The organism is Weissella minor (assembly GCF_001437425.1).
Lineage (GTDB): Bacteria > Bacillota > Bacilli > Lactobacillales > Lactobacillaceae > Weissella > Weissella minor.
Window position 1 is genome coordinate 128,299 of sequence record NZ_JQCD01000031.1, and the last position, 18,524, is coordinate 146,822.

Consider the following 18,524-nt stretch of genomic DNA (forward strand, 5'->3'; position numbering starts at 1 on the left):
AAATATCATCACAACAATAATTAACTATACAGAGGTGATAGATTATTGTCAATATTTTTTTAATTGTGATCCATACGAAAAAAGAATTCTAAAAATGCTATAATGATAGGGATTAGACATACATAGAGCAACGGCTCAAAGCACAAATGGAGGAATTCACACATGTCATTTAATTTATACTTGGTTCGACACGGACAGACTTATTTAAATAAATATGGACGAATGCAGGGATGGAGTGATGCCCCGTTAACTGAGAGTGGCATTACTGATGCAGATGCAGCCGGTAAACGTTTGGCAAATGTTGATTTTGCGGGTGCCTATTCATCTGATTTGAGTCGTGCTCGGATTACAGCTGAACATATTTTAGCGCAAAATGACCAAAGTGGTGACTTAACAGCGCCAGTTGAATTACCTGGTTTCCGTGAAGTTTTCTTCGGTGTGTATGAAGGATTGCGTGGCGACGAAATTGCCGGTGAGATTGCTGCTGAAAAGCAACTTGTTGATGCCGACAAAATCACATCATATGGTGATTTAACGAAACATTTGACGATGGATGGAACAATGGATACTTTCCATGAAGTAGATCCATATCATGACGCAGAGAGTGCTGAAATGTTCTGGAAGCGTTTTGACGTTGCATTAGATACTGTACGTGAAAACCACAAAGATGGGGATAATGTACTGGTTGTTGCCCATGGTACTGTGGTGCGTAATGTAGCGGGTCGTTTTGATAGTGAAAAAACGACACATATTGCGCCACAAAACGGGATGGTCTCAGTCTGGGAAGTCACAGATGATGATCTAAAAATGAAAGCATATAATGATACGACGACCATTTGGTAGGCGATCATTGTAGATAAGGACATTAAATGATAGAAAACGAAATTGACGCAAAGCGTCCAGTCATTTTAGCCGGTTTGGATCGACAAACCGAAGATTTTGACTATCAAATGGAAGAGCTGGCTAATTTAGTCGAAGCAAATCAAATGGAACCGGTGGGAACCGTTACGCAAAAGTTGGAACGACCAAATCCGGGTAGTTATTTTGGAAAAGGGAAAGTGGAAGCCTTGAAAGAGGCGGTTGAATACTATCAAGCTGATATGGTAGTCACCAACGATGAATTGTCTCCTTCACAAATTCGTAATTTAGAAGCAGAGACAGGCGTTAGCATTATTGACCGGACGGCTTTGATTTTGGATATATTCGCATCGCGTGCTAAAACACGAACGGCGAAGTTGCAAGTTGAGATTGCACAGTTGCAATACCAACTACCACGTTTACGTACATCAATGAATGTTCGTTTGGACCAACAAACTGGCGGAAATGGTGGTAGTTTTACTAGTCGTGGGGCTGGTGAAACGAAGCTGGAAATGAATCGTCGTCATATTGAACATCAAATTGGTGATTTACGTAAAGAATTGGCTGAAATTGAAGCTGATGATGCAACCCGTCGTGCGCGTCGTGATAAAGAGAGTATTAAAAATGTCGCTTTGATTGGTTATACTAACGCCGGTAAGTCAACGATTATGAATGCTTTGGTACGTCGTTATGGTGAAAACCAAGATAAGACCGTCTTCCAAGCAGATATGCTCTTTGCGACATTGGAGACATCGGTCCGTAAGTTGAATTTGCCAGATAAGCAAAGCTTCTTACTCTCAGATACAGTTGGATTTGTGTCTAATTTACCGCATGGTTTGGTCGCAGCCTTTAAAGCAACCTTAGCTGAAGCGGCCCAAGCTGATTTATTGTTACAAGTTGTTGATTATTCAGATCCAAATTATCGTGAAATGATGAAGACAACGGAAGCAACCTTGAAAGAAATTGGTGTAGGCGATATTCCAATGGTTGTGGTTTATAATAAAGCGGATAAATGTGAAGATGTCGTCTATCCTGAACGCGTTGGTGATAATTTAATCATCTCCGCCCAAGATGAGACATCATTAGATGTACTGGTCGAAACTGTCCGTCAGCACATTTTTGCTGATTTAAAAGAGCAAACAATCTTGGTGCCTTTTGACCAAGGCCAGATTGTTGCAGAATTGAATGAACAAGCAACGGTCTTGAATACAGAGTATGTTGAAACAGGAACTAAAATGCAGGTGGTCTTAACGCCTGTCCAAGTTGGTCGATTTGCAGCATATATTGTGGACTAAAGATCTAAAAAGCATACCGATAAGCGGTGTGCTTTTAATTTTCCAATTTAAGCGGTGCATTTTCTAATAAATGTGTTAAAATGGCGACACTGCCAAATTTTAAAAATGAAAAGGAGCAAGTAAAATGATTAAATTTTTACTCCCTTATATTTCGAAATATAAGAAAGATGTCGTTTGGGCTTCTTTAACGATTGCCATTGCCGCAGCAACAAGCCTGTGGCAACCTAAATTACTACAACAAGTGATTCAAGCGATTGCGGACGATGAACTATCAAAAATGTATCCTTTAGGAATTCAATTGATTGTGATTGCCTTGATCGGACTGGCTGCAGGGGCTTTGAATACAGTCTTTTCAGCTCGCATTGCGATGGGAACCGCAGCCGATATTCGTGCTGATGAATATAAGAAGATTCAGACATTCTCATTTGGAAACATTGAGCGTTTCTCAACCGGAAGTTTAGTGGTCCGCATGACCAATGACGTACAACAAGTGCAGACCATTGTGATGGCCTTTTTCCAGTCATTACTACGTGTGCCAATTTTGTTCGTTGGGGCCTTGGTCTTAGCGTTAACGACTTTGCCACAATTGTGGTGGGTGATTCTGGTAATGGTTATCCTAGTTGTTTTGATTAGTATGGGTGTTTTCCAGCCCATGGGAAAATTGTTCGGATCAGTTCAAGGATGGATTGAAAAAACGAATAATATGGCGAAGGAAAACCTACAGGGTGTCCGTGTTGTTAAGTCATTTAATCAAGAAAAGAATGAAGAAGAACGTTTTGATGACGCTTCAACGCAATTGACTAATATTAATATTAAAATTGGTTATTTGTTTGGTATTTTGATGCCCGCGTTCTTCCTAATCGGTGAAATTGCGATTGCTGTCTCAATTCTATTTGTTGGACGCAATATTACATCTGATCCACAAATGTTAGGGGCGTTAACTTCTTTCGTTAATTACCTTTTGCAAATTATGAATGCCATCGTGATGGCTGGATTTATGATGACTTTTGCTGCCCGTGGAATGGAATCAGCAAAGCGTATTATGGAAGTTATGGATACAGAGCCAGACTTGACTTTTGATGCTGCGGCACCAAGTGAAGCATTGTCAGGTGATGTTGAATTCGATCATGTTTCATTCGCTTATCCCGGGGATGATGCACCCGTTTTGAAGGATGTGTCATTTAAGGTTAAACAAGGGGAAATGATTGGAATTGTCGGGGCGACTGGTTCAGGTAAGTCGACCTTAGCGCAATTAATTCCACGTTTATATGATCCAACTGAAGGCTCAGTCAAAGTTGGAAATGAAGATTTACGTCATGTTAATGAGAAGTCTTTGCGTAATGCGGTCGCATTTGTTTTGCAAAAAGCGATTCTGTTCTCTGGTAAGATTTCAGATAATTTACGTCAAGGTAAATCAAATGCAGGGCGACCTGATATGGTGCGCGCCGCCAAGATGGCGCAAGCTTCAGAATTTATTGAAAAATACGATGACGATTATGAGCATATCGTTGAAGAACGTTCTTCTAACTTTTCAGGTGGTCAAAAACAACGTTTGTCAATTACACGAGGTGTCATTGGCGAACCGGCAGTGTTGATTTTAGACGATTCAACTTCAGCGCTAGATGCGCGTTCCGAGAAGTTAGTACAAGAAGCGCTTGATAAGCAACTTTCAGATACAACTAAATTTGTGATTGCTGAAAAGATTTCATCAGTGATTAATGCAGATCGTATTTTTGTTATGGAAGATGGTGAATTAATCGCGACTGGAAAGCACCATGAGTTGGTTGAAAATTCACCAGCTTATCGCGAAATTTATGAAACACAAAAAGCACAGGAGGTGATTGACTAATGGCTAGTTTTGGACGAGCAATTAAGTTTTTTGCCGGTTACTTTAAACACTATAAATTAGGCATGCTAGTGATTGCGATCTTTACGATTGTCGCAACCTATTTCCAAGTTAAAGCGCCTGTTTATATGGGACGATCAATTCAAGAAATTGCGAATTATTTGATGCTTAAATCAAATCCAGCGACAGCTGCGCAAGCTTCCTTGGATAAGGTCTATGATGCCCTTTGGTTGTTTGTACTCTTTATTATTTTGATGGCTGTGGGCTCATTGATTAATGCCATGGCGCAAGCGATTGTTTCTTCACGTGCCGTTAATGACATGCGAACTGGTTTGTTTGGAAAAATGCAACGAATGACGGTTAAATATTTCGATTCACATCGTGATGGTGAAATTTTGTCACGTTTTACGTCGGATATTGATAATATTTATAACGCCATGAATGAAGCTATTTTCCAAGCATTTTCACAAATTGCTTTGTTAATTGGGGTTTTGATTATGATGTTTAATCAAAGTACGCAATTAGCCTGGGTGACGATTGCATCAACGCCGATCGCAATTTTGCTATCAGTCTTTATTATTAGTAAGGCTGAACGCTATGTTAATTTGCAGCAAGATGAAGTTGGTCATTTAAATGCGTACGTCAATGAACAAATCAATGGTGAAAAAGTGATTATCACCAACGGCTTGCAACAAGATTCAATTGACGGATTTACAGAACATAATGATAAAGTGCAAGCGGCAACTTATCGTGGTCAGGTTTGGTCAGGAATCTTATACCCATTGATGATGGGGATGAGCTTGGTTAATACGGCCATTGTGATTTTCTTTGGTGGTTATTTGGCCTTGAATGGTAGTTTGGAACGTGCGACAGCCTTAGGTTTGATTGTGACGTTCGTTAACTTTTCACAACAATATTACCAACCAATCAGTCAAATTACCTCGACTTACAATATGCTACAGTTGGCTGTGACGGGTGCCCGTCGTTTGGATGAAGTCTTTGATCAAGATGATGAAGTGAGTCCTAAAGACGAAGTGGCATTTAATGGTCTACAAAGTAAGGTTGAATTAGAAAATATTCACTTTAGTTATGACGAAGGCAATGAAATTTTGCATGGTATCAATATTAATGTGGATAAGGGTCAGATGGTCGCCTTAGTTGGGCCAACTGGTTCTGGTAAAACGACGGTTATGAATTTGATGAACCGTTTTTACGATGTTAATGAAGGGGCCGTGAAGTTTGATGGGATTGATGTCCGTGATATGGGCTTGCAAGAATTGCGTGACCATGTCGGAATCGTTCTGCAAGAATCAGTGATTTTCACCGGTACGATTCGTTACAACATCACGTATGGTCGCCCAGATGCAACGGATGCTGAAATGATTGATGCTGCTAAACAAGCAAATATTCATGACTTCATTATGACTTTGCCAGATCAATACGATACAGAAGTCAGCGATGAAAATTCAATTTTCTCAACTGGACAAAAGCAATTGCTTTCAATTGCTCGTACAATTTTGACGAATCCAGACTTGTTGATTTTGGATGAAGCAACTTCTAACGTGGACACAGTGACCGAAGCCAAGATCCAAAAGGCGATGGATAATGTGATTGCTGGACGTACCAGCTTTGTGATTGCCCATCGTTTGAAGACGATTTTGAATGCGGATAAAATCGTTGTGCTTCGAAATGGAAACATTATTGAAGAAGGTACGCATCAAGAGCTATTGGCTGAAGACGGATTCTATTCTGAGCTTTACCATAATCAAATGGTGTTTGAATAAAAACGGAAAGAGTAAGGTCATCGACCTTGCTCTTTTTTGCTATAATCGACGTGTAAGTTTATTTGTGAATGGGAGAATCAGATATGAAAATACAACGACCTTGGGCGCTTGTAGTAGGCGTTTTATTATTAATCTATAGCTTTTATCTATTAACACAAACACAGGTACCGGTTGGCGCATACGGGGCCGGACAAATTGTGGGACACTTTGTTTTTCCGGCTGCTTTTCTATTCCTCGCCTTTAAGCCTAAGCGGAATAAAGACAAGTGATTTAAAACACGTGTTGACAATGAGTGTATGATAACACTATAATGAGTAAAAATTAGAAATATTTAATGCAAGCGATGAAGAGATAAGTACAAATGAAAGATGTTCAGAGAGTTAGCGGCTGGTGTGAGCTAATCATTATTAATTTGGAAAATGGTCTTGGAGCATTTGTGCAGACTATCCATGTGGAGGTATGCACCGGGTCCGCCCGTTAACGCGGCACGTATTGTTTGATACGGAGTGAGTTTTGGATAGTAATGTTCAAAAAAATTTGGGTGGTAACACGGTTTAACGTCCCAGAGATCCAAGTGGATTTCTGGGGCGTTTTTTATTTTTAGGAGGAATGGTATGGCAGATTTAGTAATTCAAACAGATTTTGGTTATCGTGATGGTGCAGTTTCAACGATGTATGGTGTGGCCTATGGTGTCAGCGACAAAATTCGTATTTCAGAATTAACGCAAGGTATTACCCCGTTTAATGTGTTTGAGGCGTCATTCCGCCTCTTCCAAACAATTAAGTATTGGCGTCCGGGAACTGTGTTTGTCTCAGTTGTTGATCCTGGCATCGGTTCAGCCCGTAAGTCAATCATTGCGAAATTAAAAACGGGTCAGTATGTGGTGACACCTGACAATGGGACGTTGACCCATGTGGCGAAGCACTTTGGCATTGAAGCGATTCGCGTCCTTGATGAAACCATTCAACGTCTGCCTGGCTCAGAGCATTCTGCCACATTCCTTGGTCGTGATATTTATGCGTATAATGGGGCAAAATTAGCAGCTGGGATTACGACATTTGATGATTGTGGGACACCTTTAGCGGTGGATGAAATTGAGACCCTACCGCTAGCCCAAGCCGAGTTAACAGAGCATGGCTTGGTTGGAACGGTTGAAATTACGGATGTGAATTTCGGTTCACTATGGACCAATGTTACGGAAGAATTATGGCAGTCAGCCTTTGATCCTAAATATGGGGAAGACTTTATTATCCGTATTTTTGAAGATGACACCTTAAAATTAGAAAAACAAATTCCATTTGTACAAACATTTGCGGATGTTGAACCTGGAACAGAATTGCTCTACATTAACTCAGTTGCAACAATTGGGGTGGCGATTCGCATGGGCGATTTTGCGGCCCTTAATCATGTTGGCGCTGGACCAGAGTGGAAAATTGAAATTAGAAAAGTAGAAGGTTAATGCATATGCAAAAGAAAAAAGGATTATCAACTAAAGCGGTTGTTGCAACAGGAATCGGAACAGCGGTTTTCATTATTTTATTTAAATTTTTAGCGATTCCAACCGGGATTGCGAACACACAAATTAATGTGGCCCAAGCGTGGTTAAGTTTGATTGCAAGTATCTTTGGTCCGCTCGTTGGTGGTTTAGTTGCCTTTATTGGGCATGCGTTAAATGATGGTATCTCATATGGATCAATTTGGTGGAGTTGGGTGATTGCGGATGGTGCTTTTGGGGTTCTAATTGGATTCTTTGCCCGCTACTTGCATGTGACAAGTGGTACCTTCACAACGAAGAAAATCATTGGCTTTAATATCGCCCAAATTGTTTCAAATATTATTGCGTGGTTGATTATTGCGCCATTGGGCGATATCTTTATTTACAGTGAACCGGCCGCTAAGGTGTTTACACAAGGTGTTGTCTCAGCTAGTTTGAATTCCATTTCAACCGCTGTGTTAGGAACGGCGATTATTGCAATTTATACCCGAACACAAACTAAGAAAGATTCATTAGAGTACGAAGCATAGGAGTAGACATGGTGAAGACAGATAATGCCCCAATTTTAGAATTAAGGGATGTGACCTTTAAGTACGCGGCTCAAAAGGAGCCAACCCTCAAAAAGCTTAATCTCAAGATTCATGCTGGTGAATTGGTCGTTATTGCTGGTGCCTCTGGCTCAGGTAAATCAACCTTGGGGCGTTTAATCAGTGGTCTGATACCAGAAGCTTATCCGGGTGATTTGACGGGTGACTTATTGATTAACGGGCAAGTGGTGAATGGCCAGAGTATTTTCGAACGCTCACAAGCCATAGGAACTGTTCTACAAGATACGAACGCACAATTTGTGGGTTTGAGTGTGGCCGAAGATGTGGCATTTGCCCTTGAGAATGATGGTGTAGCAACCGACCCGATGCATGCGGCTGTGCTTGAATGGCTCGAACGTTTAGATTTAGGGCAACGCATGAATTTAGCACCTCAGTTCTTGTCGGGTGGACAGAAGCAACGCACTGCAATGGCTGGCGTTTTGATTGATGAAAGCCCCATTTTATTGTTAGATGAACCGTTGGCCAGTTTAGATCAACAAAGTGGTTCCGACATGCTTGATTTACTTGACCGCTTACGTGAAGAACGCGGGCTAACCATTATTTTAATTGAACATCGTTTAACGCAAGTGCTACAACATAACTTAGACCAATTGGTAATCCTTGATGCAGGCCAGATTCAGAGCAATACGGATGCTTTAACAGCTGTACAAACGAATTGTTTACCAGCATATGGTTTGGCGGAACCACTATATATTCGTCTTTTAAAACGAGCTGGTATTGATTTGGATGAAACGCAACAATTATTATTACCTGAACAAGTGACTGCACCGCATTTAGCTGAAAAATTAGCAAGCACCATTGCAGACTTTCCAACTTTGCCGACTGATAATTTTGGGGAGCCAATTTTAACAGTGGAACATCTTAGTTATGGTTATGGACCAGCTGAGCCTTTATTTAAGGATGTTAATTTTCATTTGGACGCTGGTGAAATTGTGGCCTTAGTAGGTAAAAATGGTTCTGGAAAATCGACTTTGATTAATATTTTGACCGGATTTATTACTGATAAAAAGATGAACGGTGATTTGCGTCTGCACAATCAAGACCTTAGCAAATTATCGATTAAGGAACGCGCCGATGTCATTGGGTATGTGATTCAAGACCCGAATTTGATGTTAACGCAGAGTAGTGTTTATGACGAAGTGGCATTAGGATTACGGTTACGCGGCTACGAAGAGGCGGATATTGAAACAACAGTAACGGACTTACTTAAGACGGCGGGTCTCTATCCAATGCGTAATTGGCCGATTGATAGTTTGAGTTTTGGTCAGAAAAAACGTTTATCAATCATTGCCATTTTAGCGTTGCGCCTTGAAATTTTAATTTTAGATGAGCCAACGGCAGGACAAGATGCTTATCATGCACAAAAACTAATTGCTTTTATTTTGAAATTAAAGCGTGAATATGAATTAACAATTTTGGTTGTGACACATGATATGGGCTTGATGTGCACGATTGCTGACCGTAGTGTGGTTTTGGTTGATGGTGAAATAATTGCAAACGGAACCCCAGCTGCAATTTTGGCTGATCAAGATGTGGTTACGGCTGGAAATCTGCAAGCGACAACGGTACATACGCTCTTACAACGGTTTGACTTAGTTGCTGACACTAGAGTCTTTCGGGCTTTGACGGGACAGGAGGCGCATAATGAATCATAATATTTTTGGCTTCCATCCTGGGACTAGTATTATTCACCGTCTAACTGGAACAACGAAATTGGTTATTTTTCTGGCCTTAACAATTTTTGGTTCGCTCAGTTTTGATTTGCGCTATTTAATTCTACTGAGTGTGGTTGCGCTGGTTGCTTTATATGTCGCAAAAATCAAATGGGCGGATGTCCGAACGATTGTGTGGTTAGTAACCATTTTTGCTGTCATTAATCTGATGCTGATTTATGTGTTTGCACCACAATATGGCGTGCAACTCTTCGGTTCGAAAACAGTTCTATTTGGTTCTGGCCATTATGCCTTAACCTTTGAACAGCTTTACTATGAATTTATTGTCTTTGTGAAGTATCTGTTTGCGGTTCCGTTAGCATTAGTCTTTCTGTTAACGACGAATCCAAGTGAATTTGCGGCCGGCCTTAATCGAATTGGTATTTCATATCGCGTTGCATATGCGGTTGCGCTGGCATTACGTTATATTCCAGATATTCAGGTGTCTTATCAGACGATTAGTAAAGTGCAACAAGCACGTGGTCATGATCTATCAAAAAAGGCTTCTTTATGGAAAAGATTGAAGGGGGCCTTAGGGATTATGGTGCCGTTGATGTTTGCGTCGCTTAACCAGATTGATGCAGTTAGTCAGGCGATGGATTTACGTCGCTTTGGTAAACAAAAGCGGCGGACGTGGTATTACGCCCAATCATTTGCACGCATTGATTGGTTAGCACTGGGATTTGCGGTTGCGCTAATTGCATTAGAAATGTACCTACTCTGGCAAAATGGTGGGCGTTTCTGGTACCCATTTTAAACCTAAAAAAGTAGCACCAGCTGGTGCTACTTTTTATTTTCGGGTGCTGAAAGTGAAAATAGTTAACATTCTGTGTTCATAATGTGATAAAGATATATAGTCATTTTATTAACACAGGAAGGGCTGAGCTACATTAGCAATAAGGGTCAATCGAGATGTATAAGTTATTTAGAAATCGACAATTCGCCTTGTTGGCGTTAAGCTTTTTGAGTTCGTCGATTGCCAATTGGGTTTATAAACTAGCCTTACCAATAATAATTTTAAATCAAACGGGTTCAGCACTGCATGCGGCAAGTCTTTTTGGTTTTTCTTTCATACCATGGATTTTATTTTCACTTTTCGGTGGTGTTATTGCAGATTCATTTACAAAAAGCTGGGTGCTATTTATTGGGAATTTATTTAGTACTTTTGCAGCACTTATGCTTGTTTTTGCGATGCAGTTGCAACCGCTGAACATGATTGCGATATATAGTATTGTTTTTATTTTGTCTTCGGCGGATCCGTTGGTACATCCAAGTTTTCAAAGTATCATTCCAGAAATTGTTGATGCAAAAGACTATGTCAATGCGAATGCAATTATACAAACCATTGAAAATACACTATCAATTATTGGACCTCTGGTCGGTGGTGGGATTGTAACTATATTAGGAGGCATTCAAACCTTATGGTTCTCTGTAGCGTTTTTAAGTGTTGCGGCAGTTGCATCTTTGTTAATTCAGTCGGCGTTTCATCAGCGAAGCATTAGTTTTCAGTCAATTTACCGAGATGCTAAATGTGGTTTTGAATATGTCCTGCATGAAAAAGTTATTTTAAGTGGTTCGTTAATGTTCTTTTTTGCTAATTTAGGAACAAATATGTTTGAATCTAATTTCATGTATTTTATGACTAAAGAATTAAAAATGAGTGTCTTACAAACAACGGCTGCAATGGCAATTAGCGGAACCGGTGCGTTGATTGCTGGACCAATTGGTAGTCGATGGATTCCTAAATTTAAATCAGGATTAGTTTTAGTTAGTAGTACAGTTGCTGCCGGGCTTACAACTTTGTTATTGAACACGACCCATAACTATTTATTACTAGGTATTATTCTAGGATTAGTCAGCTTCTTTGGTACGCTAAATGTGATTACGTATTTTACATTAAGGCAAAGGACTGTTTCAAAAGATATGCTTGGCCGAGTTGTTGCGGTTACACGTATGATGTCTTATGCTTCGATTCCCATTGGTGCTTTTCTAGGTGGTAAGATGTTGTCAATTGGCTTGAGTATGGGAACAGTTATTGTGGTTGGAGGGGTTATTAGAACGTTAACAGGTTTTTTTGCATCTTTATCACCGCTAGGAAAAGAAGAATAATGTATAATGAAAGCTGTCATGGCGCATTACAGTGGAGATTTTGAATGAATATTGGATATGCAATTAAACAAGCACGCATAAGTCGTCACATGACCCAAGCCGAGTTGGCTGCGGGGATTGTTTCAAGGACTTCAATTGTTAAAATTGAGCAAGGACATCAAGACCCATCCTTTAATACTGTAGAAAAGATTGTTGAACGCTTAGGACTATCAATAGCAGAATTATATGCATATGATCAGTCCAGTAGGGTTCTCACTTATAATCAAATTTTGAATGATTTTAAAAATTTGTTCAATTCAACGCAAATTAATGATGTTAATCAGCTATTATTCAAAATAGAGCAAGTACCAAGTAATCAAACGATGGATAATATTAAAATTGTTTTGAAAGCATTTATCGACGTGGATGTTGTAGAAATGGCGGATCTAAAAAAACAAATTGATCCGGTTTGGCAATCCTTACAGAAAATTGATAATTGGTCTGAAATTGATTTGTTCTTGATTAATTATATGTTATATTTTTTTGAAACTCCGATTGCTGAAAATATTGTTAAGCATGCGCTTAAGTGTATTGATTTGAAGTATCCACATTTATTATCTTTGAAAAATGCATTTTTACTGAATCTATCTTATTTATACTTAAAGGAACACAATTCGACCTATGCACAATATTACATTTCACGTAGTTTAACCCTTTCAAAACAATTGAAGCGGTTTGATTTGGTTTATATTAATAAAATCCGTTTAATGTTGATAGATAGTAATTCTGAGGCAGTGGAACACTATTTACAACAATTGGCCCTTTTAGATGATAATGATTTGCTACAAGGGATGATAGCTGAAATTGATCAATTATCGTACCTTGATGGGAATGAAGCAAAATAAAAAAAGTAGCACCTCATGGTGCTACTTTTTATTTTACATTTAGGTTTTGGACTAAGCTTTCAATCGTGTCGCGTGTATCGACAAAGGCTTGATGAATTTCGACATCAGAGCCAGTTGCCTGAGCGGGGTCGGTTAAATTCCAATGAATACGGCGCACGTGTTTTGGCGTGATGGGGCAATTATCATTGGCATCACCACACAGCGTAACGACTAAATCGCTTGTATTCAAATAATCTAAATCAATTAGCTTTGACCTTTGGGCCGAGATATCGATGCCGTCTTCGGCCATAACAGCGACAGCGTTAGGGTTTAAACCATGTGTTTCAATGCCAGCACTGGCAATCAGCCAATCTGGTGGTAGCAGTTCTTTAGCGAAGCCTTCGGCGATTTGGCTACGACAGGCATTACCGGTACATAAGAAATAAATTTGCATCGTTGATTGTCTTAACTTTGATAGTTGTCAGGATCGTCATTTGGGTCACGGAATAGTCTTTCTAATAAATAAAAGACAAGAGCTTGAAAAATTGCAAAGCCGACAAAAGTCCAGCGTGCCCATGTCTGTGGAAAGACAAAAGCGAGCGTGAAGGTTGCGAGTGGGAGGGCGATGGTTAAACCGCGCCAAATAAATTTTGCCATAACTAACGGTTCTCCTTAGTATCATCTAAGAGTGATTGAATGTGTTTTAAAGTTTGATAATTAAAGTGTCGCGGAGTGGTTTGCAAACGGACAATATCCTGACGTGATAAAGCAGTTTCTTGTAAAATGACCGGAATGACCTGGGGATTCGCACGCAATTGGTCCGCAATTTTACGTTCATTTTGGCGACGTTGTTCATCAAAGTAAGCAAAGAACAAGAGACAAGCCCAAATCGTTAAAATCATGATAATGAAGTTGGCTGAAAGCCCATTCGGTAATTGTTGAAATAGTAAGAGCAGACTAATAATGGCAGCATACAGACTATTTTTGACATAGGCGTTTTTCATGAATAAATGCAAATTCCTTTTTTAAACTTTAATTCGATTGTAGCATATTCTAAGCACAAAAAAATGCCGATCCCAAAGGGGTCGGCATTTCTTTTAACCAAGAATGTTATTTGTGTAGTTCATGAAGCGATCCAAGTAATCTGGTGTATCCACTTCAACAGCAGCAAATCCGGTCTTAACAGGATCAAGGGCCCGTTCTGGGTCACCAATCACACGACCATCATCATGCGTTACCATCATATTTAATGGTAGAAGGGTTACTAACTTTGGATCAACCGCAACACCAACAGCTAATGGGTCGTGCAAAGCAGCACCATTTTTGTTGATGTCAAGGCGGTCGTAAGCATCGATATAGTAATCGAAGATGTCAGCAAAGACACGACCTTTTTCAGTTCCTAAGTCACGCCACTCTTGTGTTTCATTTTTCGTTAAGAGGGTTTGTAAGGTCACATCAAGTCCAACCATCACCAAGTGCTTGGCATGTTTGTAAACATAGTCAGCAGCTTCAGGGTCTTGGTTGATGTTGGCTTCAGTATAAGGGGTAACATTACCTGGAACGGTAAGGGCACCACCCATTAATGTGATATTACCAATCAAATCAACGATTTCAGGGTCTTTTTCCATGGCCGCTGCCAAGTTGGTTAGCGGACCAGTTGGAACGATAATTAATTCGTCTTGATACTTGTGAGCAGCTTCAATAATGAAATCAACTGCAGAAGCATCTTCTACCGGGCGCTTGGCCGTTGGTAGTTCGACATCACCAATTCCGTTTTTACCATGAATATCCATTGAAATTTGCATGGTTTCAAAGTTATCAGTTGTTGATGAGTGACTTAGGCCGCGGTAAACGGGCACGTCAGTTGCACCAAGTAGTTCTAATAACTTCAAGCTATTTTCAACGGCAGTATCAACTAATGTATTACCATATGAAGAAGCAATTCCAATTAAATCGGCATCGGGTGTTGCTAAAGCATAAGCAATCGCTAGGGCGTCATCAACACCTGTATCCAAATCCAAAATCATCTTTTTACGAGCCATGATTTTCTCCAATTCCTATTTGTTCATTTCGTCAACTTGTTCAAGGAACCACTTGTTGAACGCATGGGCATCAATGTCGACCCCAACATTAACGTTGGTGAAGCCATCTTCGTGCCAACGATGTTGCGTATCAGCAACAGTGGCTCCAGCAGCAGGGCCATCAGTGACAACATCAACAGCCAATGCTTCTGTTTTAATGACGCTGGAATCAACCGCATACAAGATCGTGTTAACGTCGTGCATGGGCTTACCACCATCATGAACATCTTCATAAGCTGTGACGATACCATACAACATCTTACCAGCTTCACCTAAATCAGGTAATGCATTAATGGTTTCAGTTGTTAGCAAAGCCTTTAAAGTAACGTCCAAACCAATCATTGTAATTGGTAGACCACTTTCAAAGACAATCGCAGCGGCATCAGGATCAGTAAAGACATTGAATTCTGCAACAGAACTGACATTACCACCAGAAATTGAACCACCCATTAAAATGAATTCTTTAATGTAGGCTTTGTCTTCTGGGTATTGTTGCAAAAGTAACGCTAGGTTCGTGTAAGCACCAGTTGCAATGATTGTAATGGGTTCTTCTGAATGCGTTAAGACATCATGAATGGCTTCAACGGCATCAACATCAAGCGGCTTGGTTGTTACTTCGGGGAAGTCATAACCAGGCATACCTGATTCACCATGAATATATGATGCATCAACAAATTCACGCTTAAGTGGCGCCTTAGCACCACTGGCTACGGGAATATCTTTATCAAAGAATTCCAATAATTTCAAAACATTCAACGTTGTCTTATCAACACTAACGTTTCCTGCAACCGCAGTAATTAACTTAATGTCTAAATCAGGACGATTAACAGCAACCGCAATGGCTGCTGCATCATCAATCCCAGGATCCATGTCTAAAATAACTGACTTTGCCATGATTTACCCTCCTTGAGCAAGGCGTGATTACCAGACGAATAGTCCAGCAACAGCAGCAGATAGCAATGAAACTAAGATACCAGCAAGCAACATCTGTGGAACGTGAGCAGCGATGTAATCACTCTTTTCCTTTGAAACAAGTCCCTTAAAGGCACCTAGAATCATACCAACCGTACTGAAGTTAGCAAAACTTGTAAGGAAAACAGTCAAAACAGCAGAAGCGTGGGCGTTAGAGAACAAACCAGTTCCGGCCATGATGTCCTTAGTGATTTGTCCCATAACAACGAATTCGTTGGTTACTAACTTTGTACCCATCAATTGCGCGATTTGGAAAGCTTGGTCAGGGTTGAATCCAAGTAACCAAGCGAATGGGAATAGAACAACACCGAAGATGTTACCAAGTGTTAACCATGAAAGACCAGTCAAACCGAATAGCTTGTCAATCAAACCAGCCAAAGCAACGAAGGCAATAACTGTTGCTGTAATGATCAAAATCAAACGACCAGCGTTCAAGATTGAATCTCCCAAGAATGAGAAGAATGGTTCGCGTTCTTCACCCTCTTCGTGAATTGAAACGATAACATCGTCTTCAGGTTCAACGTCAACAGGGTTCAAGATACTTGAAATAATGATGGCACCTAAGATGTTCAAAGGAACAGCGGCCATAACGTATTGACCAGGAACCATTGAAGTATAAGCTCCCAAAATCGCAGCCGTCACACAGCTCATTGACATCAAAGCCAATGTGTAGTTACGACGTGCGCTCATTGCGTTCAATTGTGCACCAGAAACGGCCAACACTTCAGTGTTACCAAGGAACATCATTTCAATTGAGAAGAAAGCTTCAGAACGTGGTTGACCAGTAGCGAATGAAAGTCCGCGACCAATCCACTTAACAACCCAAGGTAAGACACCAATATAAGTTAAGATGTCAAACAATGGCACAACTAGCAACATTGGTAGCAAGGCGCTAGTTACGAAGTTAGGGTTACCAGTTGTTGGTTGCAACCAATCTGGCAAAGCAAAGGCGATACCAGTATTTGCAGCTTGAACAATCCAGTTAAAGCCATCAGCGGCTCCCTTAACAATATCTTGTCCGATGCTGAATTTCATAAAGAACCAGCCCAAGACAAGTTGCAAAGCAACAACAATCGCGATACGTGACCACTTTACGCCGTGCTTGTCGTTAGAAAATAAGAATGCAATGCCTAAAAAGACAAAGATACTTAAAAAGTTAACAATTAAGTAAAACATTAGAAGAAGACCTCTCTATACTCCTGAAGTAAAAATAAAATAGTAAAACGAGTTACTTGTAAATTATAACAGATAAAACGTTTTTGTAAGCGTTCGCTTTACAATTATCACTAACTTGCAATGTATTCTTAAAAGTATCTAAATAGTAAAACGTTTAACTTGTATAAAAATCCCTTTTTGGTCCATTCGTCTTTTTAAAACTTAAAACGTTTTCATACAAGTGAACAGGATTCGATTTAAACAAAACACGTAAATTAATAGTTAAAAGAAGAATATTTTATGTTAAAAAAATTTCTTGAAAATCTACTTGTGAAATCAATAGCAATACGATTGCATATTACATATAAATTTAAGACGAAAAGGGGCATAGAATCGTTTTCCTAACACATTATGTATTAAAAATGTATATAAAAAGTTGATTAAGTAACTGAATGATATTTAAAGGTCATTGATTTGTAATTTTTCAAGCATTATGTAATGATGGATAGTGTATAAGGTTACGAAAAATGCAATTTATTTGAAACGAGGTCAAAATAATGAGTGGGTTTATTGAATTTCAAAATGTAGCCAAAGTTTACAATGGCTCAAAGGTCGCAGTCGAAAATGTCGATTTGAGTTTTGAAAAAGGTGAGTTTATTTGCTTTATTGGGACCAGTGGAAGTGGAAAAACAACGTTGATGCGAATGATTAATCGTATGAACACACCAACAAGTGGAAAAGTGATGGTCGACAATCAAGATGTGGCCAACTTGAATCCAGTTGAATTACGTCGTCGTATCGGTTACGTGATTCAAAGTATTGGATTAATGCCACATATGACAATTCGTGAAAATATCACATTGGTGCAACGCCTATTGAAGGTGGATGAAGCAACACGTGAGCAAACAGCGAATAAAATGATTGATTTAGTTGAATTACCACGTGAGATGCTGGACCGTTATCCATTTGAATTATCAGGTGGACAGCAACAGCGTATTGGGGTAGTTCGCGCCTTGGCTGCCGATCAAGACATTATCTTGATGGACGAACCTTTTGGGGCTTTGGATCCAATTACGCGTGAAGCGTTGCAAGATTTGATTAAGAACTTGCAAGAAAAGCTTGGTAAAACAGTTGTCTTTGTTACACACGATATGGACGAGGCATTGAAGTTAGCAAGTCAATTGGTGGTTATGAGTCATGGGCATGTGGTCCAAGCTGACACACCAGAAAATGTTTTGCGTCACCCAGCTAACGAATTCGTTGAAGAGTTAATTGGTGAAGAGCGTCTATTGCAATCAAAGCCGGATAATACAACGGTTGGCGAAATTATGATACCAAGTGCCGTAACGATTCATTCAGATCGTTCATTGAGTGATGCGATTACGATGATGAAGGAACGTCGTGTTGATTCGTTGATCGTGACGAATAATGACGGGATTTTGCAAGGGATTGTCGACATTCAGAATCTAAATCGTATGCGTAGTAAAGCGTCAAGTGTGGGTGACATTATGGTTGATGTCCCATTTGTGCACGAAACTGATTATTTGAAGCATACTTTGCAGAAGATTTTGAACTTAGGTTTGAAGGTCGTCCCAGTTGTTGATAAAACTCAGCATGTTGTCGGTCTATTGACGCGTTCATCATTAGTTGATTTGGTTTATGACACAATTTGGGGTACAGATATGAACGCAGATGCAGCAGATGATGCGGGAGCTTTGGGTTCAACTGCAATGAAGGAGGTCTAG

At 39.9% G+C, this 18,524-nt stretch carries 18 protein-coding genes and 1 other annotated feature; of the genes, 12 read left to right on the forward strand and 6 right to left on the reverse strand.

Annotation, left to right across the window (positions count from 1 at the left end):
* The first annotated feature begins 162 nt into the window (after positions 1-162).
* From IV67_RS08140 to IV67_RS08190, 11 genes are all read left to right on the forward strand, one after another.
* Positions 163-843, forward strand: a complete 681-nt coding sequence (locus IV67_RS08140) for a histidine phosphatase family protein (protein ID WP_057788873.1) — start codon at positions 163-165, stop codon at positions 841-843.
* A 26-nt stretch (positions 844-869) separates the two neighbouring features.
* Positions 870-2,153 carry a GTPase HflX gene (gene hflX, locus IV67_RS08145; RefSeq protein ID WP_057788875.1) on the forward strand — a complete coding sequence of 428 codons (1,284 nt, stop codon included), beginning with the start codon at positions 870-872 and terminating at the stop codon, positions 2,151-2,153.
* A gap of 127 nt (positions 2,154-2,280) precedes the next feature.
* Positions 2,281-4,002: an ABC transporter ATP-binding protein gene (locus tag IV67_RS08150; RefSeq protein WP_057789123.1), complete on the forward strand. Its 1,722-nt coding sequence runs from the start codon at positions 2,281-2,283 to the stop codon at positions 4,000-4,002.
* Entirely contained in the window at positions 4,002-5,783 is a 1,782-nt protein-coding gene (locus IV67_RS08155) for an ABC transporter ATP-binding protein (RefSeq protein ID WP_057788877.1), read from the forward strand. Before IV67_RS08150 ends, IV67_RS08155 begins: the two co-directional genes overlap by 1 nt.
* A gap of 83 nt (positions 5,784-5,866) precedes the next feature.
* On the forward strand, positions 5,867-6,052 hold the full coding sequence (locus IV67_RS08160) for a hypothetical protein (protein WP_057788879.1): 186 nt from the start codon (positions 5,867-5,869) through the stop codon (positions 6,050-6,052).
* A gap of 65 nt (positions 6,053-6,117) precedes the next feature.
* Positions 6,118-6,351: a binding site (T-box leader), on the forward strand.
* 46 nt (positions 6,352-6,397) lie between these two features.
* Positions 6,398-7,243: an SAM hydrolase/SAM-dependent halogenase family protein gene (locus IV67_RS08165; protein WP_057788881.1), complete on the forward strand. Its 846-nt coding sequence runs from the start codon at positions 6,398-6,400 to the stop codon at positions 7,241-7,243.
* Positions 7,243-7,809, forward strand: coding sequence for an ECF-type riboflavin transporter substrate-binding protein (locus tag IV67_RS08170; RefSeq protein ID WP_057788883.1), 567 nt, complete (start codon positions 7,243-7,245; stop codon positions 7,807-7,809). Before IV67_RS08165 ends, IV67_RS08170 begins: the two co-directional genes overlap by 1 nt.
* An 8-nt stretch (positions 7,810-7,817) precedes the next feature.
* Complete coding sequence (locus IV67_RS08175; RefSeq protein WP_057788885.1) at positions 7,818-9,542, forward strand: ABC transporter ATP-binding protein; 1,725 nt, start codon at positions 7,818-7,820, stop codon at positions 9,540-9,542.
* Positions 9,532-10,356 carry an energy-coupling factor transporter transmembrane component T family protein gene (locus IV67_RS08180; RefSeq protein WP_057788887.1) on the forward strand — a complete coding sequence of 275 codons (825 nt, stop codon included), beginning with the start codon at positions 9,532-9,534 and terminating at the stop codon, positions 10,354-10,356. Before IV67_RS08175 ends, IV67_RS08180 begins: the two co-directional genes overlap by 11 nt.
* A 155-nt stretch (positions 10,357-10,511) precedes the next feature.
* Positions 10,512-11,708, forward strand: coding sequence for an MFS transporter (locus IV67_RS08185; RefSeq protein ID WP_057788889.1), 1,197 nt, complete (start codon positions 10,512-10,514; stop codon positions 11,706-11,708).
* A 44-nt stretch (positions 11,709-11,752) separates the two neighbouring features.
* On the forward strand, positions 11,753-12,592 hold the full coding sequence (locus IV67_RS08190) for a helix-turn-helix domain-containing protein (RefSeq protein WP_057788894.1): 840 nt from the start codon (positions 11,753-11,755) through the stop codon (positions 12,590-12,592).
* Between the two features lie 28 nt (positions 12,593-12,620).
* On the opposite strand, the gene arsC is transcribed toward IV67_RS08190, so the two are convergent.
* The 6 genes from arsC to IV67_RS08220 form a co-directional block, all read right to left on the reverse strand.
* Positions 12,621-13,025, reverse strand: coding sequence for an arsenate reductase (thioredoxin) (gene arsC, locus IV67_RS08195; RefSeq protein WP_057788895.1), 405 nt, complete (start codon positions 13,023-13,025; stop codon positions 12,621-12,623).
* A gap of 11 nt (positions 13,026-13,036) precedes the next feature.
* Positions 13,037-13,228: a hypothetical protein gene (locus IV67_RS08200; RefSeq protein ID WP_057788897.1), complete on the reverse strand. Its 192-nt coding sequence runs from the start codon at positions 13,226-13,228 to the stop codon at positions 13,037-13,039.
* A 2-nt stretch (positions 13,229-13,230) separates the two neighbouring features.
* Positions 13,231-13,575 carry a hypothetical protein gene (locus IV67_RS08205; protein ID WP_057788898.1) on the reverse strand — a complete coding sequence of 115 codons (345 nt, stop codon included), beginning with the start codon at positions 13,573-13,575 and terminating at the stop codon, positions 13,231-13,233.
* 93 nt (positions 13,576-13,668) lie between these two features.
* The gene (locus tag IV67_RS08210; protein WP_057788899.1) at positions 13,669-14,613 is read right to left on the reverse strand and encodes a nucleoside hydrolase; all 945 of its coding nucleotides are present in this window, start codon (positions 14,611-14,613) and stop codon (positions 13,669-13,671) included.
* Positions 14,614-14,628: 15 nt separating this feature from the next.
* Complete coding sequence (rihC, locus tag IV67_RS08215) at positions 14,629-15,546, reverse strand: ribonucleoside hydrolase RihC (RefSeq protein WP_057788900.1); 918 nt, start codon at positions 15,544-15,546, stop codon at positions 14,629-14,631.
* A 27-nt stretch (positions 15,547-15,573) separates the two neighbouring features.
* Complete coding sequence (locus tag IV67_RS08220; RefSeq protein ID WP_057788901.1) at positions 15,574-16,800, reverse strand: NupC/NupG family nucleoside CNT transporter; 1,227 nt, start codon at positions 16,798-16,800, stop codon at positions 15,574-15,576.
* Positions 16,801-17,336: 536 nt separating this feature from the next.
* Between IV67_RS08220 and IV67_RS08225 the strand changes: the two genes are divergently transcribed.
* Positions 17,337-18,524 (forward strand): betaine/proline/choline family ABC transporter ATP-binding protein, encoded by a 1,188-nt coding sequence (locus IV67_RS08225; RefSeq protein ID WP_057788902.1) that lies wholly within the window; start codon positions 17,337-17,339, stop codon positions 18,522-18,524.

What these genes read in the sequence shown, in the direction of transcription:
- IV67_RS08225 (WP_057788902.1), top strand. Translation starts at nt 17,337, where the DNA reads ATGAGTGGGTTTATTGAATTTCAAAATGTAGCCAAAGTTTACAATGGC.
- IV67_RS08185 (WP_057788889.1), top strand. Translation starts at nt 10,512, where the DNA reads ATGTATAAGTTATTTAGAAATCGACAATTCGCCTTGTTGGCGTTAAGC.
- IV67_RS08170 (WP_057788883.1), top strand. Translation starts at nt 7,243, where the DNA reads ATGCATATGCAAAAGAAAAAAGGATTATCAACTAAAGCGGTTGTTGCA.
- IV67_RS08205 (WP_057788898.1), bottom strand. Translation starts at nt 13,575, where the DNA reads ATGAAAAACGCCTATGTCAAAAATAGTCTGTATGCTGCCATTATTAGT.
- rihC (WP_057788900.1), bottom strand. Translation starts at nt 15,546, where the DNA reads ATGGCAAAGTCAGTTATTTTAGACATGGATCCTGGGATTGATGATGCA.
- IV67_RS08190 (WP_057788894.1), top strand. Translation starts at nt 11,753, where the DNA reads ATGAATATTGGATATGCAATTAAACAAGCACGCATAAGTCGTCACATG.
- arsC (WP_057788895.1), bottom strand. Translation starts at nt 13,025, where the DNA reads ATGCAAATTTATTTCTTATGTACCGGTAATGCCTGTCGTAGCCAAATC.
- IV67_RS08175 (WP_057788885.1), top strand. Translation starts at nt 7,818, where the DNA reads ATGGTGAAGACAGATAATGCCCCAATTTTAGAATTAAGGGATGTGACC.
- IV67_RS08220 (WP_057788901.1), bottom strand. Translation starts at nt 16,800, where the DNA reads ATGTTTTACTTAATTGTTAACTTTTTAAGTATCTTTGTCTTTTTAGGC.
- IV67_RS08200 (WP_057788897.1), bottom strand. Translation starts at nt 13,228, where the DNA reads ATGGCAAAATTTATTTGGCGCGGTTTAACCATCGCCCTCCCACTCGCA.
- IV67_RS08180 (WP_057788887.1), top strand. Translation starts at nt 9,532, where the DNA reads ATGAATCATAATATTTTTGGCTTCCATCCTGGGACTAGTATTATTCAC.
- hflX (WP_057788875.1), top strand. Translation starts at nt 870, where the DNA reads ATGATAGAAAACGAAATTGACGCAAAGCGTCCAGTCATTTTAGCCGGT.
- IV67_RS08160 (WP_057788879.1), top strand. Translation starts at nt 5,867, where the DNA reads ATGAAAATACAACGACCTTGGGCGCTTGTAGTAGGCGTTTTATTATTA.
- IV67_RS08210 (WP_057788899.1), bottom strand. Translation starts at nt 14,613, where the DNA reads ATGGCTCGTAAAAAGATGATTTTGGATTTGGATACAGGTGTTGATGAC.
- IV67_RS08155 (WP_057788877.1), top strand. Translation starts at nt 4,002, where the DNA reads ATGGCTAGTTTTGGACGAGCAATTAAGTTTTTTGCCGGTTACTTTAAA.
- IV67_RS08165 (WP_057788881.1), top strand. Translation starts at nt 6,398, where the DNA reads ATGGCAGATTTAGTAATTCAAACAGATTTTGGTTATCGTGATGGTGCA.
- IV67_RS08140 (WP_057788873.1), top strand. Translation starts at nt 163, where the DNA reads ATGTCATTTAATTTATACTTGGTTCGACACGGACAGACTTATTTAAAT.